Origin of the sequence: Psychromonas sp. 14N.309.X.WAT.B.A12 (genome assembly GCF_030397575.1) — a bacterium.
Lineage (GTDB): Bacteria > Pseudomonadota > Gammaproteobacteria > Enterobacterales > Psychromonadaceae > Psychromonas.
The window spans coordinates 32,166-51,869 of sequence record NZ_JAPNXS010000008.1 but is presented as its reverse complement, the minus strand read 5'-3'; the positions used below and the strand labels follow the sequence as shown (position 1 = coordinate 51,869).

Annotated in this window: 15 protein-coding genes and 1 pseudogene; 8 read left to right on the top strand and 8 right to left on the bottom strand. The window is 37.9% G+C overall.

Annotation, left to right across the window (positions count from 1 at the left end; all coding sequences use genetic code 11):
- Nucleotides 1-21: 21 nt before the first annotated feature.
- Together miaE and OW492_RS11580 are read right to left on the bottom strand one after the other, a co-directional pair.
- Nucleotides 22-780, bottom strand: coding sequence for a tRNA isopentenyl-2-thiomethyl-A-37 hydroxylase MiaE (gene miaE, locus OW492_RS11585; RefSeq protein ID WP_290040112.1), 759 nt, complete (start codon nucleotides 778-780; stop codon nucleotides 22-24).
- Nucleotides 781-4,023, bottom strand: a complete 3,243-nt coding sequence (locus tag OW492_RS11580; protein WP_290040111.1) for an SNF2-related protein — start codon at nucleotides 4,021-4,023, stop codon at nucleotides 781-783.
- Between the two features lie 204 nt (nucleotides 4,024-4,227).
- On the opposite strand from OW492_RS11580, the gene OW492_RS11575 reads away from it, so the two are divergent.
- Nucleotides 4,228-5,106, top strand: coding sequence for a GGDEF domain-containing protein (locus OW492_RS11575; RefSeq protein ID WP_290040110.1), 879 nt, complete (start codon nucleotides 4,228-4,230; stop codon nucleotides 5,104-5,106).
- Nucleotides 5,107-5,168: 62 nt separating this feature from the next.
- On the opposite strand, the gene galE is transcribed toward OW492_RS11575, so the two are convergent.
- A complete protein-coding gene (gene galE / locus OW492_RS11570) occupies nucleotides 5,169-6,182 on the bottom strand; it encodes a UDP-glucose 4-epimerase GalE (protein WP_290040109.1) in 1,014 nt (337 codons plus the stop codon).
- A gap of 81 nt (nucleotides 6,183-6,263) precedes the next feature.
- Nucleotides 6,264-6,671 (bottom strand): helix-hairpin-helix domain-containing protein, encoded by a 408-nt coding sequence (locus OW492_RS11565; RefSeq protein WP_290040108.1) that lies wholly within the window; start codon nucleotides 6,669-6,671, stop codon nucleotides 6,264-6,266.
- Nucleotides 6,672-7,108: 437 nt separating this feature from the next.
- Here OW492_RS11565 and glpG point away from each other — a divergent pair, with 437 nt between their 5' ends.
- A complete protein-coding gene (gene glpG / locus OW492_RS11560) occupies nucleotides 7,109-7,945 on the top strand; it encodes a rhomboid family intramembrane serine protease GlpG (RefSeq protein ID WP_290040107.1) in 837 nt (278 codons plus the stop codon).
- Between the two features lie 17 nt (nucleotides 7,946-7,962).
- On the opposite strand, the gene OW492_RS11555 is transcribed toward glpG, so the two are convergent.
- Nucleotides 7,963-8,379: a flagellar basal body-associated FliL family protein gene (locus OW492_RS11555; protein WP_290040106.1), complete on the bottom strand. Its 417-nt coding sequence runs from the start codon at nucleotides 8,377-8,379 to the stop codon at nucleotides 7,963-7,965.
- Between the two features lie 294 nt (nucleotides 8,380-8,673).
- On the opposite strand from OW492_RS11555, the gene OW492_RS11550 reads away from it, so the two are divergent.
- The 3 genes and pseudogenes from OW492_RS11550 to OW492_RS17040 all read left to right on the top strand — a co-directional run.
- The gene (locus OW492_RS11550; RefSeq protein WP_290040105.1) at nucleotides 8,674-9,231 is read left to right on the top strand and encodes a chorismate lyase; all 558 of its coding nucleotides are present in this window, start codon (nucleotides 8,674-8,676) and stop codon (nucleotides 9,229-9,231) included.
- The gene (ubiA, locus tag OW492_RS11545; protein WP_290040104.1) at nucleotides 9,228-10,094 is read left to right on the top strand and encodes a 4-hydroxybenzoate octaprenyltransferase; all 867 of its coding nucleotides are present in this window, start codon (nucleotides 9,228-9,230) and stop codon (nucleotides 10,092-10,094) included. The genes OW492_RS11550 and ubiA overlap by 4 nt, the downstream gene beginning before the upstream one ends.
- A 44-nt stretch (nucleotides 10,095-10,138) precedes the next feature.
- A pseudogene (locus OW492_RS17040) lies at nucleotides 10,139-10,207 on the top strand (hypothetical protein); the annotation flags it as partial.
- Here OW492_RS17040 and OW492_RS11540 read toward each other — a convergent pair.
- The 3 genes from OW492_RS11540 to rep all read right to left on the bottom strand — a co-directional run bounded on the left by OW492_RS11540 (nucleotide 10,175) and on the right by rep (nucleotide 14,659).
- Nucleotides 10,175-11,626, bottom strand: a complete 1,452-nt coding sequence (locus OW492_RS11540; protein WP_290040103.1) for a dihydrolipoyl dehydrogenase — start codon at nucleotides 11,624-11,626, stop codon at nucleotides 10,175-10,177. The pseudogene OW492_RS17040 and the gene OW492_RS11540 sit on opposite strands and share 33 nt — an antisense overlap.
- A 150-nt stretch (nucleotides 11,627-11,776) precedes the next feature.
- Nucleotides 11,777-12,508 (bottom strand): glutathione peroxidase, encoded by a 732-nt coding sequence (locus tag OW492_RS11535; protein WP_290040102.1) that lies wholly within the window; start codon nucleotides 12,506-12,508, stop codon nucleotides 11,777-11,779.
- Between the two features lie 141 nt (nucleotides 12,509-12,649).
- Complete coding sequence (gene rep, locus OW492_RS11530; protein WP_290040101.1) at nucleotides 12,650-14,659, bottom strand: DNA helicase Rep; 2,010 nt, start codon at nucleotides 14,657-14,659, stop codon at nucleotides 12,650-12,652.
- A gap of 223 nt (nucleotides 14,660-14,882) precedes the next feature.
- On the opposite strand from rep, the gene OW492_RS11525 reads away from it, so the two are divergent.
- From OW492_RS11525 to OW492_RS11515, 3 genes are read left to right on the top strand one after another with little or no spacing between them, the layout of a single operon-like run.
- Complete coding sequence (locus tag OW492_RS11525; RefSeq protein WP_290040100.1) at nucleotides 14,883-15,464, top strand: TetR/AcrR family transcriptional regulator; 582 nt, start codon at nucleotides 14,883-14,885, stop codon at nucleotides 15,462-15,464.
- Nucleotides 15,465-15,468: 4 nt separating this feature from the next.
- Nucleotides 15,469-16,590: an efflux RND transporter periplasmic adaptor subunit gene (locus OW492_RS11520; protein WP_290040099.1), complete on the top strand. Its 1,122-nt coding sequence runs from the start codon at nucleotides 15,469-15,471 to the stop codon at nucleotides 16,588-16,590.
- An 8-nt stretch (nucleotides 16,591-16,598) separates the two neighbouring features.
- Nucleotides 16,599-19,688 (top strand): multidrug efflux RND transporter permease subunit, encoded by a 3,090-nt coding sequence (locus tag OW492_RS11515; RefSeq protein WP_290040098.1) that lies wholly within the window; start codon nucleotides 16,599-16,601, stop codon nucleotides 19,686-19,688.
- The last annotated feature ends 16 nt before the right edge of the window (nucleotides 19,689-19,704 follow it).

Below are 19,704 nucleotides of genomic sequence, written 5' to 3'. Positions count from 1 at the left end.
ATCGAATTCAGGGGGATATAGTTAGATTGGGCATCCACTATGAAATTTAAAATCTGTATCAGGTTCACTGATCAGTCGACCTTCTAACTGCCCAAAGTAAGCTATTCGATCAGAGATATCCTGACCGGCAACCTGCTCAGCTAACGTTAAATAATCTTGATAATGCCTTGCTTCTGAACGCAATAAAGAGACATAAAATTTATTTAAAATTGGGTCAAGATGCTCAGCTATTTTAGCAAAGCGCTCACAAGATCGCGCCTCAATATAAGCACTACAAATTAATTTATCAATTAGAGTGTTTGGTTCATGTGTGGTGACATGGCTTAGTAACTCTTTTGCATAACGACTAGAGCCAACAAAATCAAAATGAATATCTCGAGCTTGCATAATCTCTACGACCTGATAAAAATGATGTAGCTCTTCTTTGATCAACAAAACCATTTTATCGGTCAAGTCTTGTCCATAAACAGTCCCAACTTTAGCAACGATGTTTTTAGACAAACTATTATTAGATAATGCCTTCCAATCCCCTTGTTTGCGGTAAACATAATCATTGTAAGGCGTTAACCATGCCATTAAAGCATCGCCACTGTCTTTGTCTACAGCGTAACGACGAATTAATAACATGGCTGTCTGTGCCGCTTTTAGCTCGCAAATCATATGATCAACGAGTAAAGCTGATTGATTCTCCACAAGCTTAGCTTTATCTATCCAAGCTTGTGGTGTCTCTACGTATAAAAACGCCTTAATTGGGGCTAATAAGTCCTGTTCTATAGACATTTAGTAACGTTCAAACAGTTTTAATAGCGCATCGCTGTTATCAGGTGCAAAATTCTCTTCTTGCTCTTTACCGTAAACGCTATCAGCTAATTTCTGTTTACGTGATTGTAATGCTAATACGCGCTCTTCAACGGTTTGTTCACAAATTAGTTTATACACAAATACCGGTTTATCTTGGCCAATACGATAAGCTCGGTCAGTGGCTTGGTTCTCTACCGCAGGATTCCACCATGGGTCGTAATGAATCACAGTATCTGCAGCAGTTAAGTTAAGGCCTACACCACCTGCTTTTAGAGAGATTAAGAAAACAGGTACATCGCCCACTTGGAATTTTTCAATGACTTCAGTTCGGTTGCGAGTTTGACCGGTGAGTTTTACAAAATCAATGCCTGCTTCCTGTAACGCATCACCAATTAAACCAAGCATTTGCGCAAATTGTGAGAAGATTAAGATACGACGTCCCTCTTCGACCATTTCCGGTAGTAGCTCCATTAAAAAATCTAACTTCGCTGAACTCTTAATATCTTGTGCATGCTCTAATTTCACCAAACGAGGGTCACAACAAGCTTGGCGTAATTTTAATAATGCATCTAAAAATTCAATGCGGCTTCTAGCCATACCTTTCTCACGTAATAAGTCTCGCACTTTTGCTTCCATAGTAATACGAATGCTTTCATACAGAGTACGTTGATCGTTTTGTAGGCCAATAGTATGGATAATTTCAGTTTTCGCAGGTAACTCTTTGGCTACATCATCTTTAGTACGACGTAGTAAAAATGGTTTAGTTTTTTGAATCAACCATTGTTGAATTTGATGGTTACCTTCACCTTCAATACCTTTACGATAAACACGATTAAATGTGCTGTATGAACCAAGAAAACCTGGCATTAGGAAATCAAATAGTGACCATAGTTCACCTAGATGGTTTTCCATTGGTGTACCGGTCAAACATAAACGTTGTTTAGCATCGATCAATTTAATACTTTTAGTCATTTTTGCTAACGGGTTTTTGATGGTTTGAGCTTCATCTAAAATCAAATCCGAAAATGAATAATCAGTAAATTCTTTAAAATCACGTGCAATCAATGGGTAAGTCGTGATCACCAAATCATAATCATTAATTTCTTTAAAGAACTGATGACGGTTAACGCCGTGTAATACTAATACTTTGAGGTCTGGCGTAAACTTGGTAGCTTCATTCAACCAGTTGCCCACTAACGACGTTGGACAAATAACCATTGCAGGTTGCGATAACAGTTGATGCTGCTTTTTATACAATAAATAAGCGAGTGTTTGTACTGTTTTCCCTAACCCCATGTCATCGGCTAATACGCCAGAGAACCCATATTCATTTAAGAACATTAACCAATTTAAACCCTCTTTCTGATAATCACGAAGATCTGCCGCTAATCGATTTGGCGCATCAATATCTTGAATACCACTAAAGTTAGCGAGTTTTTCTGCTAATGCTTGAACATGTTCACCGCCAATCCAACGATTAATTTCAGGTAACTGGGCTAATAATGCAGCTTGGTTTTGTGGTAAATTAATTTTGCTTTCATTGACTTCACCTAACTCTTGTAAGATAGATAAGATAGGTTGAATCGACTCTCGTTTAACACGTAATGGGCGACCATTACCTTGTGCTAAGAGGATATCGTAGCTATTTTGTTGCCAATCTTCATTGCTTCGTAACCATTCTAGCAATAATGGTAATAACTCAATGCGTTTTCCATCGACTTCAATAGAAACACCTAGATCAAACCAGTTACCTTTTTCATCAATATCAATATCAATGCTATCTACCTGCTGACTTTGTAATGCTAAATCTTTAGCAATATCAAACTGCCACCCCAATACTTCTAAACGTGCTTTATGTGCAGTTAGTAGTGATAGCCATTGGAACTCTTGAGTGCCTCCTAATTCAGGTGGCAAAATACCTTGTAAATCTTTAGTTACTTTGTATTTAGGGTCGTACATATAAACATCAAGCAAGCACAACTCGTTAAACTCATTAAGTGCAGCAGTTTCCGCTTCAATATCGCGATTAATGCTAACTATTTGGCCTTTGTGCATATACTGGTTACGTTGTTTATCTTCCAAAATACTTGGCGTTAAAATTAACTCCCCATATTTGAAATACAAACGTCCCAAAAATAAAGACTGACTTTTAATCGTCTGTACATCCAACTTAAAGATAACCTGCAACGGCTCGTCAATTTGCTGAATATCATAGTGTTGTGGATTAGGTAGTACATCCTGTGCAAAGCCTAATGAGACTTCCTGCGTAAAATGCGCTCTCTGTTCTTCACCTAATGGTGGAGTCTGTAATAATGATAACAACCAATCACGATTGAACTGCGTGGTTATTTGCCCTGCTTGATGACGAGTTAAGTCGTAAAAATAAGGTGTTGGCGTAGGAATTAATAACCATTCTTCACAGTCAGCGAGGTTTACTGTTAATTGTTTCAGGTCATCTTCAGCACTTTCCCAATCTAAATTTAAAGCACGAGGGTCTGCAGATGTTATTTTTTGATCTAAGGTTTCCCAAAAACAACGTCCAGTGGCTAATATTTTTTGTAGGGCTAATAGATCCAACTCAGTCTTAATATAAGTTTTACCTAGTTTAGTCGGACGCCCCTCTTTAGTTAGCAATAAACGTAGGATCTCAACATCAACATCTTCTACCCATTTAAAGCTTTCCATCCAACTTTCGTTATCTGCAACAGACACTAAATCTTTTTCACTGAATACATAGGTATTTTCACTTTTAAGGAAGCGCACCGTCCCGTATTCGAGTTTGATGTAACGATGTTCATGGTTTAACACTTTTTTGTCGAAAGAAAAACGGAAGTGACCTTGGTAGGCAGATGCTCTTACTTTTTCTGGTACAGCAGCTTTACTACTTAGCATCTCATACCAAGTTTGATAACTGTTTTCGACGTTATAATCAGGGGTATCTGCCTGATAAGCTAATAATAGCGCGACAGCGTGTTTACAATTCCACCCTACTTTACAAGAGCAGGTGCTGTGAATGATATACCCGCCTTTATTGGAAGGCTTGATAGATGCTTTGGTATTATAGGGTGTGTCGCTACTCCCTCTGACGAGTCCCACCAGCGAGTTAGTGGATTCATCGAAGTCGCAAGCTAATACACGACTTTCTTTAAAATACTGGGTACCTCGGTCAATAATGTTACGACCAAAACTTGTTGAAATATCTTGCTGAGTCACTTTAGGCATCGGAAAAAACCATCTAAAAAACGGATCCTTAATGATAGAGAGATAGTCCACAGAAATAAAGCATTAATCACATAATTCAAATATTCGGTAATAATCAAGTTCATTTATTTACTAAAAAAAACAATTATAGTAAGTTAACTAAAATATTTATTTATCATCAACATTAGCTGATATGATTATCATTTAGCCAATAGAGAACAGCCATTGACCAAAAAAAGTACACTACATTCATTTTACTCTTTTGTTCTTGCTTATATTTCATTACAAGCTTGGATCTTTCCTATTGCCAACCAAATCAATCTCTATAATCTTTTCTTTCACACCATTATTTCTATCACGCTATTCGTTTTATTAGTCAATTTAAATAAAGTGAAATATAACTTGGCCGTTCATAAGTTCTTAGTGAGTGGATTCTTTTTTCTGTTTACCGCAACTTTAACTAACACCCTAAACGAGATTTTCAGTCAGCCTTGGTTATTAGCCGTGTTCTTTAAAGATATCGTTCAGCTGTGTGGTTTTATTCTTGTCTCTTATGGTATTCACCGTTGGATCACACAAAATAGTGACCATTCAATAAAATTAAAGCAGTTATCAGAAAAAGATGAATTAACCAATGTCTATACACGCCGCTATTTCAATGATTTACTGTCAGATAAGTTACTTACACAGCATACGAAAAAAGGCTCATTTTCTATATTGCTGATCAATATAGATAACTTTAAACAAATTAACGAACTATATAATCAAACAGCTGGAGATGCAGTCCTCAAAAGACTCGCTAATAAATTAAAAGACTGTATTCGAAAAACCGATCTAGTGGCTCGCTGGGAAGGCGAAGAATTTATTATATTACTTAATAATAGTAATGATGAGGTTGCCCAACAGGTGGCAGAAATGATTCGTAAAAGTACCGAGTTACTTTGCGTTCAATATGAGGATGAAATAATTAATATTACGGTTAGTATTGGTGCAGTCACTTACCGAAATGAATTAAAAAGTAGCAAATTAGTCGATTATGCTGAACAAGGTTTGTTTCAAGCAAAAAGTGAAGGTAAAAACAGAGTTCATTTATACGCCCCTTAAACCAGTTATCGCAGTTATATCTAGTACTACGATAACTCAATCACCCGCAATAAACATGGCTATTATTTATAACCATTAGGGTTAGCAGATTGCCAGCGCCATGTATCTTGCATCATCGCATCTAAATCACGTTCTGCTTGCCAACCTAAATCTAATAAAGCTTTTTCCGGTGCAGCATAACAAGCAGCTATGTCGCCTTCCCTTCTAGGAGATACTTGATATGGAATCGCTTTACCGCTGGCAGCTTCAAAGGCCTTAACCATATCTAATACAGAATAACCATTCCCCGTACCTAAATTATAAATAAAGACACCCGTTTCACTTTTAATGCGTGTGAGGGCTTTTAAATGACCAATGGCTAAATCAACAACATGGATATAATCACGTACACCAGTGCCATCGTGAGTATCATAATCATCGCCAAATATTGCTAATTGGCTTAACTTTCCAACACCTACTTGTGAAATATATGGTAATAAGTTGTTTGGGATACCATTAGGGTCTTCTCCAATTAAACCAGATAAATGAGCTCCAACTGGGTTAAAGTAACGCAAAATAACAAAAGCCCAACGTGAATCTGATTTAGCCACATCAGCCAACACCATCTCTACCATTAACTTAGAGGTACCATAAGGGTTGGTTGTACCGCCGACAGGAAAGTCTTCACGTATTGGTAAACTTGCAGGATCCCCGTATACAGTAGCTGAAGAACTAAAAACTAGCTTAAATACACCCGCCTCTTTCATCGCATCTAATAAGGTCAAGGTGCCTTGAACATTATTTTGATAATAAGAAATAGGTTTAGCAACCGACTCGCCCACTGCTTTTAATCCAGCAAAGTGAATAACGCAATCAATATCATGTTCGGCGAAAACACTATCTAAAAAAGATTTATTTAAAATATCACCTTCATAGAATAAAGGCGTTTTACCAGTTATCTTTTCAACTCGATTTAAAGACTCCAATGAAGCATTAACTAAATTATCAACAATAATAACCTGCTGACCTTTATTCAATAATTCAACAACGGTATGAGAACCGATATAACCTGCGCCGCCTGTTACTAAGATTGTCATTAGTAATTCCCAATAATATTAAGGTTAAAAACAAAAAAACCACTAATAATAGTGGTTTTTCAAGTCACCTTTTAGGCCCAATTATAGGCTTAAGTAAGGTAAGATCTTAGCTAAAGTAGCACTACCTATACCACTGATATTAGTTAAATCAGCTAAGTCAGTGAAGTCACCATATTGCTCACGGTATTCAACGATTTTTTCAGCAATTGACGTACCGATACCAGAAACAGAGGTTAACTCTTCTACCGATGCACTGTTGATATCGATTTTTGAGCTATCAGCGCTTGAACCAACAGAACTTACTTTATCTTCTGCGCTAGCCGTTGCTGAGCTTACTTTTTCTTCTGCACTGCTTGTTGCAGAATTTACTTTTTCGAGACTTGAAGTAGCAATACTCCCAAAGTCAGCAGCAAATGCAGCTTGGAAGCTTGTTGGTACTAAAAATAGTGAAGCAGCCAGTGCGGCAGTGCGAACAAATTTGATATTCATATTATTTTCCTTGTTATTATAATGTGTCTTGGCTAATACAATTTATGTCATTTTAATCAATAAACTATAAACTGCCAATAGTCTATATCGCTATATTTTTCATATACCTATATAGTACTAGTCCTTTGATATCATGGATTAGTAATTAATCCAGTTCAATACCATCTAACACCAATAACATTAGTTAATATGATGACTTGTACTACTCCAATAATTAATTTTTCGATAAGCTTAATTGATTAGATCAATTAACACCTAAACGAACCTATTTTATTCCGTACAATCTTATTCATATGGTTAATACTATCGGTACAACTATCAGACAGTTCTAATTAAATTAGTTCAGTTGATATGAATAGCAAGTTACACCATCAATATTATTAACAGTTCTATCAATATATTTTTTGCTACACTCATAAAAAATTATAGGAAACGCTATGATATCCTTACACCGTTTTGAACATCTTCGCTTAGCCCAAGCATTGTCAGATTATTTAAATAGCCAAAAAATCAGTAATATAATTCAATATTCTGAATTTTCTTATGAAATATTACTTGAACAAGAACAACAATTAACGCTCGCAGAAAAAGCATTGGCTGAGTTCTTAGCTAACCCAACTCAAAGTAAATATCTCTCAGCAAGTTGGGAATCAGGCAACTTAAAAAGTGCACCAGATCAACTATCTTATGCTAATGCTGATTTATTCAGTAACTTTAAACGCCAGGCAGGCATATTAACGCATAGCTTATTTGTTATTTGCTGCGTTATTTATGCACTAATTGCGTTCGGTGTCTTTAATCCTTTGAATTCATTCTTAGCATTTTATCAACAGCAACCTTTTGATTATCTTCAGAGCTGGCGCTTTATCACACCTGCTTTATTGCATTTTAGCCTGCTACATATCGTATTTAATTTACTGTGGTGGTGGCAATTAGGTGGCTTAGTAGAAAAACAACATGGTAAACAGCGCCTCATACTATTATTTTTATTTTCAGCCGTTGCCTCGAACGTCTCTCAATTTTTCTTAGTCGGTCCGTACTTTGGAGGGTTAAGTGGTGTCGTTTATGCATTGGTTGGATATTGTTGGTTATTTGGACAATTAGACAAAACCAGCAGAGTACAGCTTCCAAATGGTATGTTCGCTATTTTATTAGGTTGGCTAGTACTTGGTTTTCTTGATATTTTGCCTACTAACCTAGCCAACTATGCGCACCTAGTTGGTTTATTAGCAGGACTAATATTAGCTTTTGTTTGCCATAGATTGAAACTTTAACAACAGCCCACAGGTGATTATTGATCTAAGTATTTAGTAAAAAGTAGATCTTCTACTGGTCTATCACCTGTGATTTCAAAAATAGCATCATTAATTTCATTTAAACAACGTAACCTAATCGCTTTACGCTCACTGATAGAACGAATTTGTTGCTCATTTTGTTCGCCTAATACCGTGATAATACGATCTCGAATTAGAGGTTCATGAAGTTCCACTTCCTGAAAAGCTTTAGTCGACTTGACCATAAGATCAATGCCAACTCTGATATAGCCAAGTCGTTTGCCAGGCTTAATATAATTAGTGATGATGTCAGGGTCTAATGCAAAATACTGGTAGTCTGATGTGAGTTGAGTCGATTCTTCTTCAGCCACAACAAAATTTAATGGCGACAATAACACCAAAGATAAAACGCAAAATAATACTTTTTTAAACATTCTAAATTCCTAAAAACTATAATAATATTTTTTGCGGTATATGATAGCAGTCACAGCTGATTATTGTGGATAAAAAAGTAGCAATAATAAAAAATATCATGATATTTTCTGCATGCCCTTGAGAATAAATCATAATTTTTTATTAAGTTAAGTTAATAAACCAAACAGTATTGTTATAATCAGTATTTATCCGTCACCTTCAGCAATTTACTGAGTTAGGTAGCCTCTATTCTTTTATTAACATCAAAGAGCCTACTAATGAGTGTGATTAATACTATTCAATGAAAGGCTTGTATGTTTAACCAACTGCTTAATATTGCTTCATCGACCACTTGGCAAGAAGCCCAGTCAGTCAATAATTGCTCGCAGCAAGTACTTTCATGGTTATTAGATGAGAGTTCATTAACTAAAAAACTTGAACAATATTGCCAAACATTTAAGGTTCAAGTTCGCCAACAAATCACTACCAATGCAGAAATTACACCACTCTCTCCACATTTTTCAAATGCTCGAAAAATATTGGTACGAGAAGTGTTTTTGTACTGTGATCAACAGGCTCATGTTTTTGCACAAACAGAAATACCTTCAGATACTTTGTCAGATAGCCAACAAGCATTAGCTCATATTGGCAGTGAATCACTAGGTCGTTTCCTCTTTCAAAACACATCTTTAAAACGTGGCACAATAGAAATAGCCGAATTTAAATCAGGCTCTTTAATACATCAACTATGCCAAACATTAGCGCAAAACTGTGACCATTCACTTTGGGCAAGACGTTCTATTTTTTATATAGAAAACAAACCCTTATTAGTTAGCGAAGTGTTTCTTCCTGCCTCGGAAATTTATCAATGATCTCATATATAAACGCCCCTAAACGCCAAGCTTTTATTCAACTAATGCGAGCAGATAAACCCATTGGGACATTATTATTGCTCTGGCCCACTTTATGGGCGCTATGGATTGCAGCGGAGGGGTTACCAAACCTGGATACCTTAATTGTATTTTGTTTAGGTGTCTTTGTTATGCGCAGTGCGGGTTGTGTGATTAATGATTTTGCCGACCGTAAAGTAGATGGCTTTGTAGAACGCACTAAAAATCGTCCATTACCTTCTGGACGGGCTACCAGTAAAGAAGCAATATACTTATTTATAATATTAGCCTTAGTTGCTTTTTTATTAGTACTGACACAGAATGCATTAACGATTCAATTATCATTTATTGGTTTACTGTTAGCCTTTATCTACCCATTCATGAAGCGGTTTACTAATTTACCTCAGTTTGTATTAGGCTTAGCTTTTAGCTGGTCAATTCCCATGGCGTATGCAGCACAAGCAGATCAAATTGATAATGTTGTTTGGTTATTATTCATCGCCAACCTAACTTGGACGGTCGCTTATGACACTATGTATGGCATGGTGGATAAAGAAGATGATTTGAAAATAGGCATAAAATCTACAGCTATTTTATTTGGCCGATTCGATAAAGTTATCATTGCAGGTTTTCAGTTAATAACTTTATTGCTGTTATTCACAGTAGGCATATTAGAAAGCTTAAATAGCTTTTATTATGTTGCTCTTATTGTAGTGGCTGGCTTATTTGTACAACAGCAAATACATATTAAAAATAGACAGCGCGCTAACTGCTTTAAAGCATTTTTAGATAATAACTACGTGGGTATCCTAATTTTTGTAGGCTTATTTTTAGCTTACCTTTAAGTTATACAACATCATCATTATTAAGTGTCGCTATATGAAACTCTATCGATACAGCAACACTTAATCTCACTTTTTACAGTTTAGCAACCAGGTCCACACTCCATACATTCGCTGATCATCGCAGATCCCAGTTTCAGTTTTGCATTAAGGTCTCGCAAGGCGGTTCGCACCCCTTCTTCTATCACCGGATGATAAAAAGGCATTGCTAACATTTGAGATATAGTCATTTGATTTTGATGAGCCCAGGCGAGTAAGTGAGCAAGGTGCTCTGCTTCAGGGCCGATTATTTCCGCTCCTAAAAAGCGTCCAGTTCCTTGTTCGCCATAAAGGTGTAATAAGCCTTTATTTTTAAGTATAACACGACTACGACCTTGATTTTCAAAGGAGACGCTTCCCGTTTCAAAACAACCACATCCTCCCAGTTTCTCTGTTACCTGTTGATAACTTAACCCTACCATTGCTAATTGTGGATCGGTAAATACTGCAGCAATCGAAGAACGACGTAAACCAGCAACAATATTTGGATAAATACCGGCATTGCTACCCGCTATTTTGCCTTGGTCTGCCGCTTCATGTAATAAAGGAACTTGGTTACTGGCATCACCAGCAATAAAGATTGAGGGTATGGACGTTTGCATTGTATGAGGGTCAGCAACCGGCACACCTCGATCATCGACATCTATTGCTATTTTATCTAACCCTAGGTTATCCACATTAGGGCGACGTCCCGTTGCAGCAAGTACATAATCAACGTGCTTAATTTTCTCTTTTCCCTGCTTATCAATATATGTTATTTCAACTAATTCTCCATTTAGTTGCATATTACTAATTTTTGCATCCGCATCTAAATAAAATTCATCACTAAAAGTTTTTTCAGCGTACGCCATAATGTCAGAGTCAGTAAAGGGGCCTACTTTTCCTCCCATGCCAAACATCAACACTTCAACACCTAGTCGGTGTAATGCTTGCCCTAATTCTAAACCAATCACGCCAGGCCCAAATACAGCCACTGAGCTTGGTAAATCTTGCCAATCAAATACATCATCATTCACAATTAACTTATCCCCAAGGTCATTCCAAGCACTTGGATAAGTAGGGCGAGATCCGGTAGCAATAACCACGCGCTGTGCATTCACAGTGGTGTGTTCATCAAGTTGTAATTGTGTTTCTGTTACAAACTTAACATGACCTATTAACTTATCATGTGGATCTATCTCATCAATAGCACCCACCACCAATCCTACAAACCGATCACGTTCGTCGCGCACCCGTTGCATTACTTTTTTGCCATCAATATTTATTTGCCCATCAATAACAATACCAAAGGGTTCAGTGTGAGCCGCATTATGAGCAACCTCTGCAGCAGCAATTAATAACTTACTTGGCATACAACCGACACGGGCACAGGTAGTACCATATGCATCGCCTTCAATGAGCACCACTGAATCTGTTTTTTGTTTCGCCGCTCGATAGGCTGACAAACCCGCAGATCCAGCGCCAATAACGGCAACTTGAACATTAACTTGCTTCATAGTGTTCTCCACTTTTGACTAAGGTAAATAATGATAATTTAAATCATCGCCGTTCTTCAAAAAGAGGCTTAAAGAAAAACAGGATAAAAAAAAGCGTATGCCTTAATAATAAAAACATACGCTTATAATCAATAATGATCGAGGAACAGTTTAGCTATTTGCGTAAGCGACTGCTGCGTCACTATCACCCAGGTGCTTACCGTCAACAAATATTTGCGGTACCGTTGTTTGGCCAGACATTGCTTTTAGCGCTACGCTAGTTGCATCTTTGCCTAATACAATCTCTTCAAACTTAATACTATTGTCTTTTAAAGCGGCTTTTGCTTTTTCGCAGAAAGGGCAACCTGGTTTAGTTAATAACGCAACAGCTGAAGGGGCTTTTGCATTTGGGTTGATGTAATTTAACATCGTATCAGCGTCAGACACTTCAAACGGGTCTCCCGGTTGATTTGGCTCGATAAACATTTTATCAATCACGCCATCTTTCACTAGCATGCTGTAACGCCAGCTACGCTTACCAAAACCGATGTCATTTTTATTCACTAACATCCCCATGCCTTCAGTGAACTCGCCACTGCCATCAGGTACTACTGTAATATGATCTGCTTCTTGATCTGCAAGCCATGCATTCATCACAAACGTATCATTAACGCTTAAACATACCACTTCATCAACACCGTTTTCTTTTAAAACAGCAGCTAATTCATTATAACGTGGAAGATGTGTTGAAGAGCAAGTTGGTGTAAATGCACCAGGTAATGCAAATACTACTACCGTTTTATTTTTAAATAACTGGTCAGTAGTGATATTAACCCACTCATCACCCTGACGAGTTGGGAAAGTAACATTGGGTACGTGTTGACCTTCGATGTTATCTAACATGTGTGACTCCTAATAGTCTAAGTTTAGTATTAAAGTTGCGAGCAAAAACCTATTTGCCGCAAACAAGTTGTGAATCCTTTCTAGGCCTATCGACCTCTGTTACTAATTAGTAGAAAAACTCGACACCAGCGAGTATTTAAATCAATCAAACAATGCTTTTAAGCTGGCAATACCTTTATCTGCTAACTGCTGTTTCTGTTCTTCAGTGCGTTTTTTAGGCCCACTTTCCCACTCTACATCTTCCTGTGGCAGCTCATTTAAGAAGCGACTCGGAACCGGTTTAACGGTTTCCCCGTATTGACTGCGTTCTTTAGCAAGGGTGAAAGTTAGTTCTTTTTGTGCTCGAGTAATGCCAACATAGGCTAAACGACGCTCTTCTTCCACGTTATCTTCATCAATACTCACTTGATGTGGTAATAATCCTTCTTCCATCCCAATCATGTACACATAAGGAAACTCTAGACCTTTAGACGCGTGTAATGTCATTAATTGTACTTGATCTAACTCTTCTTCATTTTCATTACGTGACAACATATCACGTAAGGTTAAGCGCGCGACGACTTGCTCTAGTGTCATCTCTTCATCGAGATCATCGCCTTTTAACATTTCAGTTACCCACTTAAATAGCGTAGATACGTTTTTCATTTGCATCTCTGCGGCTTTCGGGCTCGGGCTACTTTCATATAACCAGTCTTCATAGCCAATATCACGGATTAAATCACGTACAACTTCGATGTCATCTTCACGTTTTAAACGGTCGTTTAATTCAACTAGCCAACGTGTGAAAGCTTGAACTGATTGTAATCCTTTACCATTTAAGGTTTGCTCTAAACCTATTTCAAAACTTGCAGCAAACATACTTATATGACGTAAATTTGCATAATTACCAAGCTTTTCACGGCTTACTGCACCTATTCCTCTCGGCGGCTTATTCACAACACGTATAAATGCATTCTCATCATCATGATTCACCAATAATTTCAAATACGCCATGATATCTTTTACTTCACTACGCGCGAAGAAAGAGGTACCACCGCTAATTTTGTATGGAATGCGGTTTTCCATCATTACTTTTTCAAGTAATCGACTTTGATGATTGCCTCGATATAACACAGCGTAATCTTTAAAATTAGCACCATTCATGAATTTATGACCAGACAACTCCATTACTACTCGTTCTGCTTCGTGCTGCTCATTTTTAGCAAATAACACTTTAATGGATTCACCGTAAGCTAATTCACTGAACAAACGTTTATCAAACTCATGAGGGTTATTAGCAATTAACACATTCGCCGCTTTTAAAACGCGTTGACTAGAACGATAATTTTGCTCTAACTTAATCACTTTTAATTGTGGGAAATCTCGCTGTAACAAAACTAAGTTTTCAGGTCTTGCACCTCGCCATGAGTAGATCGACTGATCATCATCACCTACCACAGTAAAACGTGCACGTTCACCCACTAAGGATTTAATCAGTTCATATTGACTAGTATTGGTATCTTGATATTCATCCACCAGCAAGTAACGAATCTTCTTTTGCCAACGTAGGCGTACTTCTTCTTTGAACTTTAATAATAAGGTAGGTAAAACAATCAGATCATCGAAATCTAATGCGTTATACGCTTTTAATTGGCGTTGGTATAAGTCATAACAATGCGCAAAAATAACATCTCGCTCACCCTTCGCTTGTTTGATCGCTTGTGCTGGTAAAATCAACGCATTTTTCCAGTTGGAAATCTGCGTTACCAAAGCCTTAATCAAATCCATATCTTCTTTTAACTGTTTCTCTGTTAACTCTTTCAATAATGCTAAAGTATCTTGATCATCAAATAGCGTAAATCCCGCTTTCATTCCGAGCGTTTTAACTTCTCGTTTAATAATCTCTAAGCCTAAAGAGTGGAAGGTTGAGACCATTAATCCACGCGACTCTTTACGACCTAATGTTTCACTTACACGCTCTTTCATCTCGCGTGCCGCTTTATTAGTAAAAGTAACGGCAACGATATTTTTAGCATGGTAATCACAGTGTTGTACTAAATAAGCAATTTTGTTAGTGATCACTCGGGTTTTACCACTACCTGCACCGGCAAGTACGAGACAAGGTCCGGAAATCATTTTGACGGCGGCATCCTGACCTGGATTTAATTTCATGAGCTGTCCTAAGTTAAAAAAGAGCCATTAGATTTTACGGATCTTTATATAAAAAGTCAGTACAGCAAAAAAACTATACTCATTAACACTAATAAATATACAAATTTTTTATAAAAATAATTTAAAATAGTCCATAATGGTCACAAAATATTTTTCCACTTTAATATTGCAAAACGATGTCATTAAACGATAATGAACATTCATTCATTTTTTGAATAAGATAATGCAAAAAAAAATTAAAATTTTAAGAGCGACAGAAACAGTACTAACCGAACGTGGTTTTTACGCTTTCTCAATGCAGAATTTAGCTGAGCAAGCAGAAGTGTCTATTGGCACGATTTATCGCTACTTTGAGAATAAGGAAGTCTTACTCAACGAATTACAAAAATTCATTTGTACTGAGTCTGCACAAGAGGTTTTCGAAGGCTGGGATGCAAACCTATCTGATAAACAAAAATATGATCTCGTTTGGCAAAATATATTTAACTTTGTCATTGAAAATCCAAAACGCTTAACCTTATTAGAGATGCTGCACTATGTACCTAATATTGACCAGACAGAGTTAACACTGTTTGAGAATGAAACCTTTAAATTACTCATTGATTTCTATCAAGAAGGGATCGACTCAGGACGTTTTATCAATTGGCAGTTATTCGCATTAATAGCGGCCAGTATTGAAACAGCAGTTGCTTTAGCAAAACAAGTTATAAGAGGCAGAGTCACACTTGATCAAGAACAGCAAGATCAAGTTAAAAATGTATCTTGGAATATCATCCAAAATCAACACCTTAATCAACAGGACTAACATAATGAAAAAATGGATCGCTTCGGCAATTATCTTGGCAATTGTCGTGTTTGGCAGTGTCATTGGGTTTAACATGTTTAAAGCGCAAAAGATTAAAGAGTACCTTGCTTCTCGCCCTATTCCTGTTTTTTCAGTTACTGCTACAACAGCACAATTGGAAGATTGGACACCACATTTACGTGCAATTGGTTTTATTGAGCCGATTCAAGGTGTAACCATTGCTAATGAAGTGGCAGGTAAAGTAGCAAAAATCAACTTTACTTCTGGACAACAGATGAAGAAAGATGAGCCTATTTTATACTTAGACAGTGAAGTAGAAAAAGCAAACCTAAAAACAGCCAAAGCCCGTTTACCTGCGATCGAACGTAATTACAAACGCCTAAACTCGCTACTTAAAAAAGGCTCTATTTCACAAGGTGATGTGGATGATGCAGAAGCAGAGTTCCTTGCGTTACAGGGTGAGATAGAGGGTTATGAAGCCACTATTAGCTTACGTACTATTCGCGCCCCATTTTCAGGTATCGCCGGGCTACGTAATGTATTCTTAGGTCAATACTTAGCAAGTGGCTCTGATATTGTACAACTAGAAGACATTAGCCGCATGCAAATGCGCTTTACCGTTGCGCAAAACGATTTGAATAAGTTACACATTGGTCAGGCGATGAATATCTTCATTGATGCTCAGCCAGATACAGCCTTTACCGGTAAAATTTCTGCTATTGAGCCTGCCGTAAATTCACAAAGTGGCCTCGTCCAAGTACAAGCCTCTATCCCTAATGACCAACAAATATTACGTTCAGGTATGTTCGCTAAAGCCAATGTGATTTTACCAACCCTTGAAGCTCAAATAGTGATACCCGTTACTGCTGTTAACTACACTTTATATGGTGAAACAGTTTATGTAATCACAGAAAAAGAAGCGGATGATGGTAGTAGTTACTTAGAAGTAAAACAGCAGATTGTCACTTTAGGTAAAACTAAAGAGGACAAAATACACGTATTGTCAGGCATTAAAGCAGGTGACCGAATCGTCACTAGCGGGCAAATACGTTTGAGCAATGGCTCACATGTTAATGTTGTTGAATCTGATGCGCTTGATACTCCCTCTGTTCTTCCAGCTCTATAGGTGATTGAATGAAGTTTACCGATATTTTTATAAAACGCCCTGTTTTAGCAATATCTCTGAGCTTGCTCATTGTACTGCTAGGCGTACAAGCGCTGAGCAAAATGCAGGTACGAGAGTACCCCAATATGACCAATACCGTAGTAACGGTTACCACCAGTTATTACGGTGCCAATGCTGACTTGATTCAAGGCTTTATTACACAGCCTATTGAACAAGCGATTGCACAAGCTGATAACATTGATTATATCAGCTCGCAAAGTACCTTAGGTAGTTCGGTTATTACCGTTAATATGAACTTGAATACTGACCCAAGCGGTGCGGTAGCTGATATTCTCGCCAAGGTTAATGGAGTTAGCTCACAACTACCTAGTGAAGCCGAAGATCCAACGATCGATGTAAGTACAGGCTCTACTACTTCTGTTATCTATATTGCTTTTTCTAGTGATCAATTAAATTCTAGTCAAATTACCGATTATCTTCAGCGTGTAATTAAGCCACAGCTATTCAGTATTAATGGGGTAGCAAAAGTTAACCTTTATGGTGGTACTGAGTTTGCAATGCGTATTTGGTTAGATCCCGAGCGCATGGCTGCATTTGGATTAAGTACCTCGGAAGTCATTAGCATTCTACAGGCAAATAATATTCAATCTGCTACTGGCCAAGCAATGGGCTATTACACCTTGTTTAATGGTAATGCAAAAACACAGGTAACGAGTGCTGAAGAGCTTGAGAAGCTAATTATTGCAACTCGTGATGATGGCAGAACAATACATTTACAAGATATTGCTCGTGTTTCATTAGAAAAAAGCCATGATGCTTACCGTGCAATGGCAAATGGTAATGATGCAGTTGTGGTTGCGATTGACTCAACACCTACGGCTAATCCTTTAGATATCACTGCAGATGTAAGAGATATGCTACCAAGCTTGGAAAAAAGTAATCCAAGTTCAATCAATATGGAAGTGCTATACGACTCGACTATTGCTATCGAAGAGTCCATTGAGGAAGTGGTTAAAACCATCGCTGAGGCAGGTTTAATTGTACTCATTGTGATGATCCTATTCTTAGGTTCATGGCGTGCGGTTTTAATTCCAATAATTACTATTCCACTATCACTGATTGGTGTGGCTGTAGTAATGCAGGTGTTTGGTTTTACCATCAACTTGATGACACTACTGGCGATGGTATTGGCAATCGGGTTGGTAGTAGATGATGCGATTGTTGTTGTAGAAAATATCGATCGACATATTAAAGCCGGTGAAGACCCTTTCCGTGCAGCGATTATAGGCACACGTGAAATTGCAGTCCCAGTAATATCAATGACCATCACACTTGCAGCCGTATACGCTCCTATCGCGTTAATGGGTGGTATTACCGGTTCATTATTTACCGAGTTTGCTTTAACACTCGCCGGCGCGGTATTTGTATCGGGCATTGTTGCCTTAACATTATCCCCAATGATGTGTAGCAAGATGTTAACCATTAATCATCAACCAAATCGCTTTGAACGTAGTGTTGATAAAGTATTAACAGGATTAACCAATAAATATGGTAATACACTTGATGTGATTATGACTCGCCGTCCTGCTATTATCATCTTTGCAATATTAGTATTTATTTCACTACCTTACTTATTTAAATTCATTCCATCGGAATTAGCACCGAAGGAGGATAAAGGGGTATTAATGATGCTCTCTAAAGCCCCTTCTAATGCAAATCTCGATTTCATTGAAAATAGTATGCGTTTAGTGACTGATGAGATTTCTAGACAACCAGAAGTAGAAAGTAGCTTGGCCATGTCTGGTATCCCGAATGCTAACCAGGCATTTGGTATTGCAATCATGAAGCCTTGGAGTCAGCGTGAAAAAGGCCCTGCTGAATTATCTGCAACCTTAACCCCCGCCTTTGGAAAGATCCCTTCTGTTGCAACAGTAACCTTCCAACGACCTGAATTACCAGGATCTTCTGGTGGTTTACCGGTGCAGTTTGTAATCACTACATCTAATCCGTTCCAAAGCTTAGTGAGCATTGCTACAGATGTCTTAGCTGAAACCCAAGCGAACCCTAACTTTGTTTATTCAGAGCTAGATTTAGCCTTTGATTCAGCAACAATGAATATCAAAATAGACCGCGACAAAGCAGGTGCCTACGGGGTAACTATGCAAGATATCGGGATAACACTAGGGACATTATTAAGTGACGGCTATTTAAATCGTATTAACTTAATCGGGCGTAGTTATGAAGTAATTGCACAAGTAGAGCGGAAATATCGATTAGCGCCAGAAAAATTAGGCGATTTTTATGTCCCAGCTAAAAATGGCGATATGGTACCGTTAAGCGAGTTAATTACAATTGATGTGATTGCAGAGCCACGTTCATTACCTCACTTTAATCAGCTTAATAGTGCAACTGTGGGGGCTGTATTATCCCCAGGAGTGACTATGGGCACGGCGATTACTTTCTTCGAAGGATTATCGGAGACGAAATTACCACAAGGTTATACTCATGATTACTTAGGTGAAGCTCGCCAGTTTGTAACGGAAGGTGGGGCATTGTATATCACCTTTATCTTGGCGCTATTTATCATCTTCCTAGTGCTCGCTAGTCAATTTGAAAGTATGCGTGATCCACTAGTCATTATCATGACGGTTCCACTGGCAATTAGTGGTGCGTTGATGGTACTTGCCTGGGGTGCTGCAACCATGAACATCTACACACAAGTCGGATTGATTACCTTAGTCGGCCTGATCACTAAGCATGGTATTTTAATTGCAGAAGTAGCAAAAGAAGAACAGCTACATCACGGATTAGATCGTATCGCTGCTGTGACAAAAGCTGCGACGGTTCGTTTACGTCCAATTTTAATGACCACAGCAGCCATGGTAGCTGGTTTGATTCCACTGTTATTTGCATCAGGTGCAGGTGCGGTCAGTCGTTTTGGTATTGGTATTGTAATCGTAGCAGGTCTATCAATCGGTACTTTATTTACCCTGTTCATTCTGCCAGTTATCTATTCATTCATTGCAAGCAAACATAAAGCAAGCCCTGAATTTGATGAAGATAAAGTGCCAATGGTAAATAGCAAAGCTGAATCATAAATGAGAAGCTGATAAA

Coding starts and splice junctions, on each gene's coding strand:
- OW492_RS11565 (WP_290040108.1), bottom strand. CDS start 6,671: ATGAATATCAAATTTGTTCGCACTGCCGCACTGGCTGCTTCACTATTT.
- OW492_RS11515 (WP_290040098.1), top strand. CDS start 16,599: ATGAAGTTTACCGATATTTTTATAAAACGCCCTGTTTTAGCAATATCT.
- OW492_RS11550 (WP_290040105.1), top strand. CDS start 8,674: ATGTTTAACCAACTGCTTAATATTGCTTCATCGACCACTTGGCAAGAA.
- OW492_RS11540 (WP_290040103.1), bottom strand. CDS start 11,626: ATGAAGCAAGTTAATGTTCAAGTTGCCGTTATTGGCGCTGGATCTGCG.
- glpG (WP_290040107.1), top strand. CDS start 7,109: ATGATATCCTTACACCGTTTTGAACATCTTCGCTTAGCCCAAGCATTG.
- OW492_RS11555 (WP_290040106.1), bottom strand. CDS start 8,379: ATGTTTAAAAAAGTATTATTTTGCGTTTTATCTTTGGTGTTATTGTCG.
- miaE (WP_290040112.1), bottom strand. CDS start 780: ATGTCTATAGAACAGGACTTATTAGCCCCAATTAAGGCGTTTTTATAC.
- OW492_RS11525 (WP_290040100.1), top strand. CDS start 14,883: ATGCAAAAAAAAATTAAAATTTTAAGAGCGACAGAAACAGTACTAACC.
- OW492_RS11520 (WP_290040099.1), top strand. CDS start 15,469: ATGAAAAAATGGATCGCTTCGGCAATTATCTTGGCAATTGTCGTGTTT.
- galE (WP_290040109.1), bottom strand. CDS start 6,182: ATGACAATCTTAGTAACAGGCGGCGCAGGTTATATCGGTTCTCATACC.
- rep (WP_290040101.1), bottom strand. CDS start 14,659: ATGAAATTAAATCCAGGTCAGGATGCCGCCGTCAAAATGATTTCCGGA.
- ubiA (WP_290040104.1), top strand. CDS start 9,228: ATGATCTCATATATAAACGCCCCTAAACGCCAAGCTTTTATTCAACTA.
- OW492_RS11580 (WP_290040111.1), bottom strand. CDS start 4,023: ATGCCTAAAGTGACTCAGCAAGATATTTCAACAAGTTTTGGTCGTAAC.
- OW492_RS11535 (WP_290040102.1), bottom strand. CDS start 12,508: ATGTTAGATAACATCGAAGGTCAACACGTACCCAATGTTACTTTCCCA.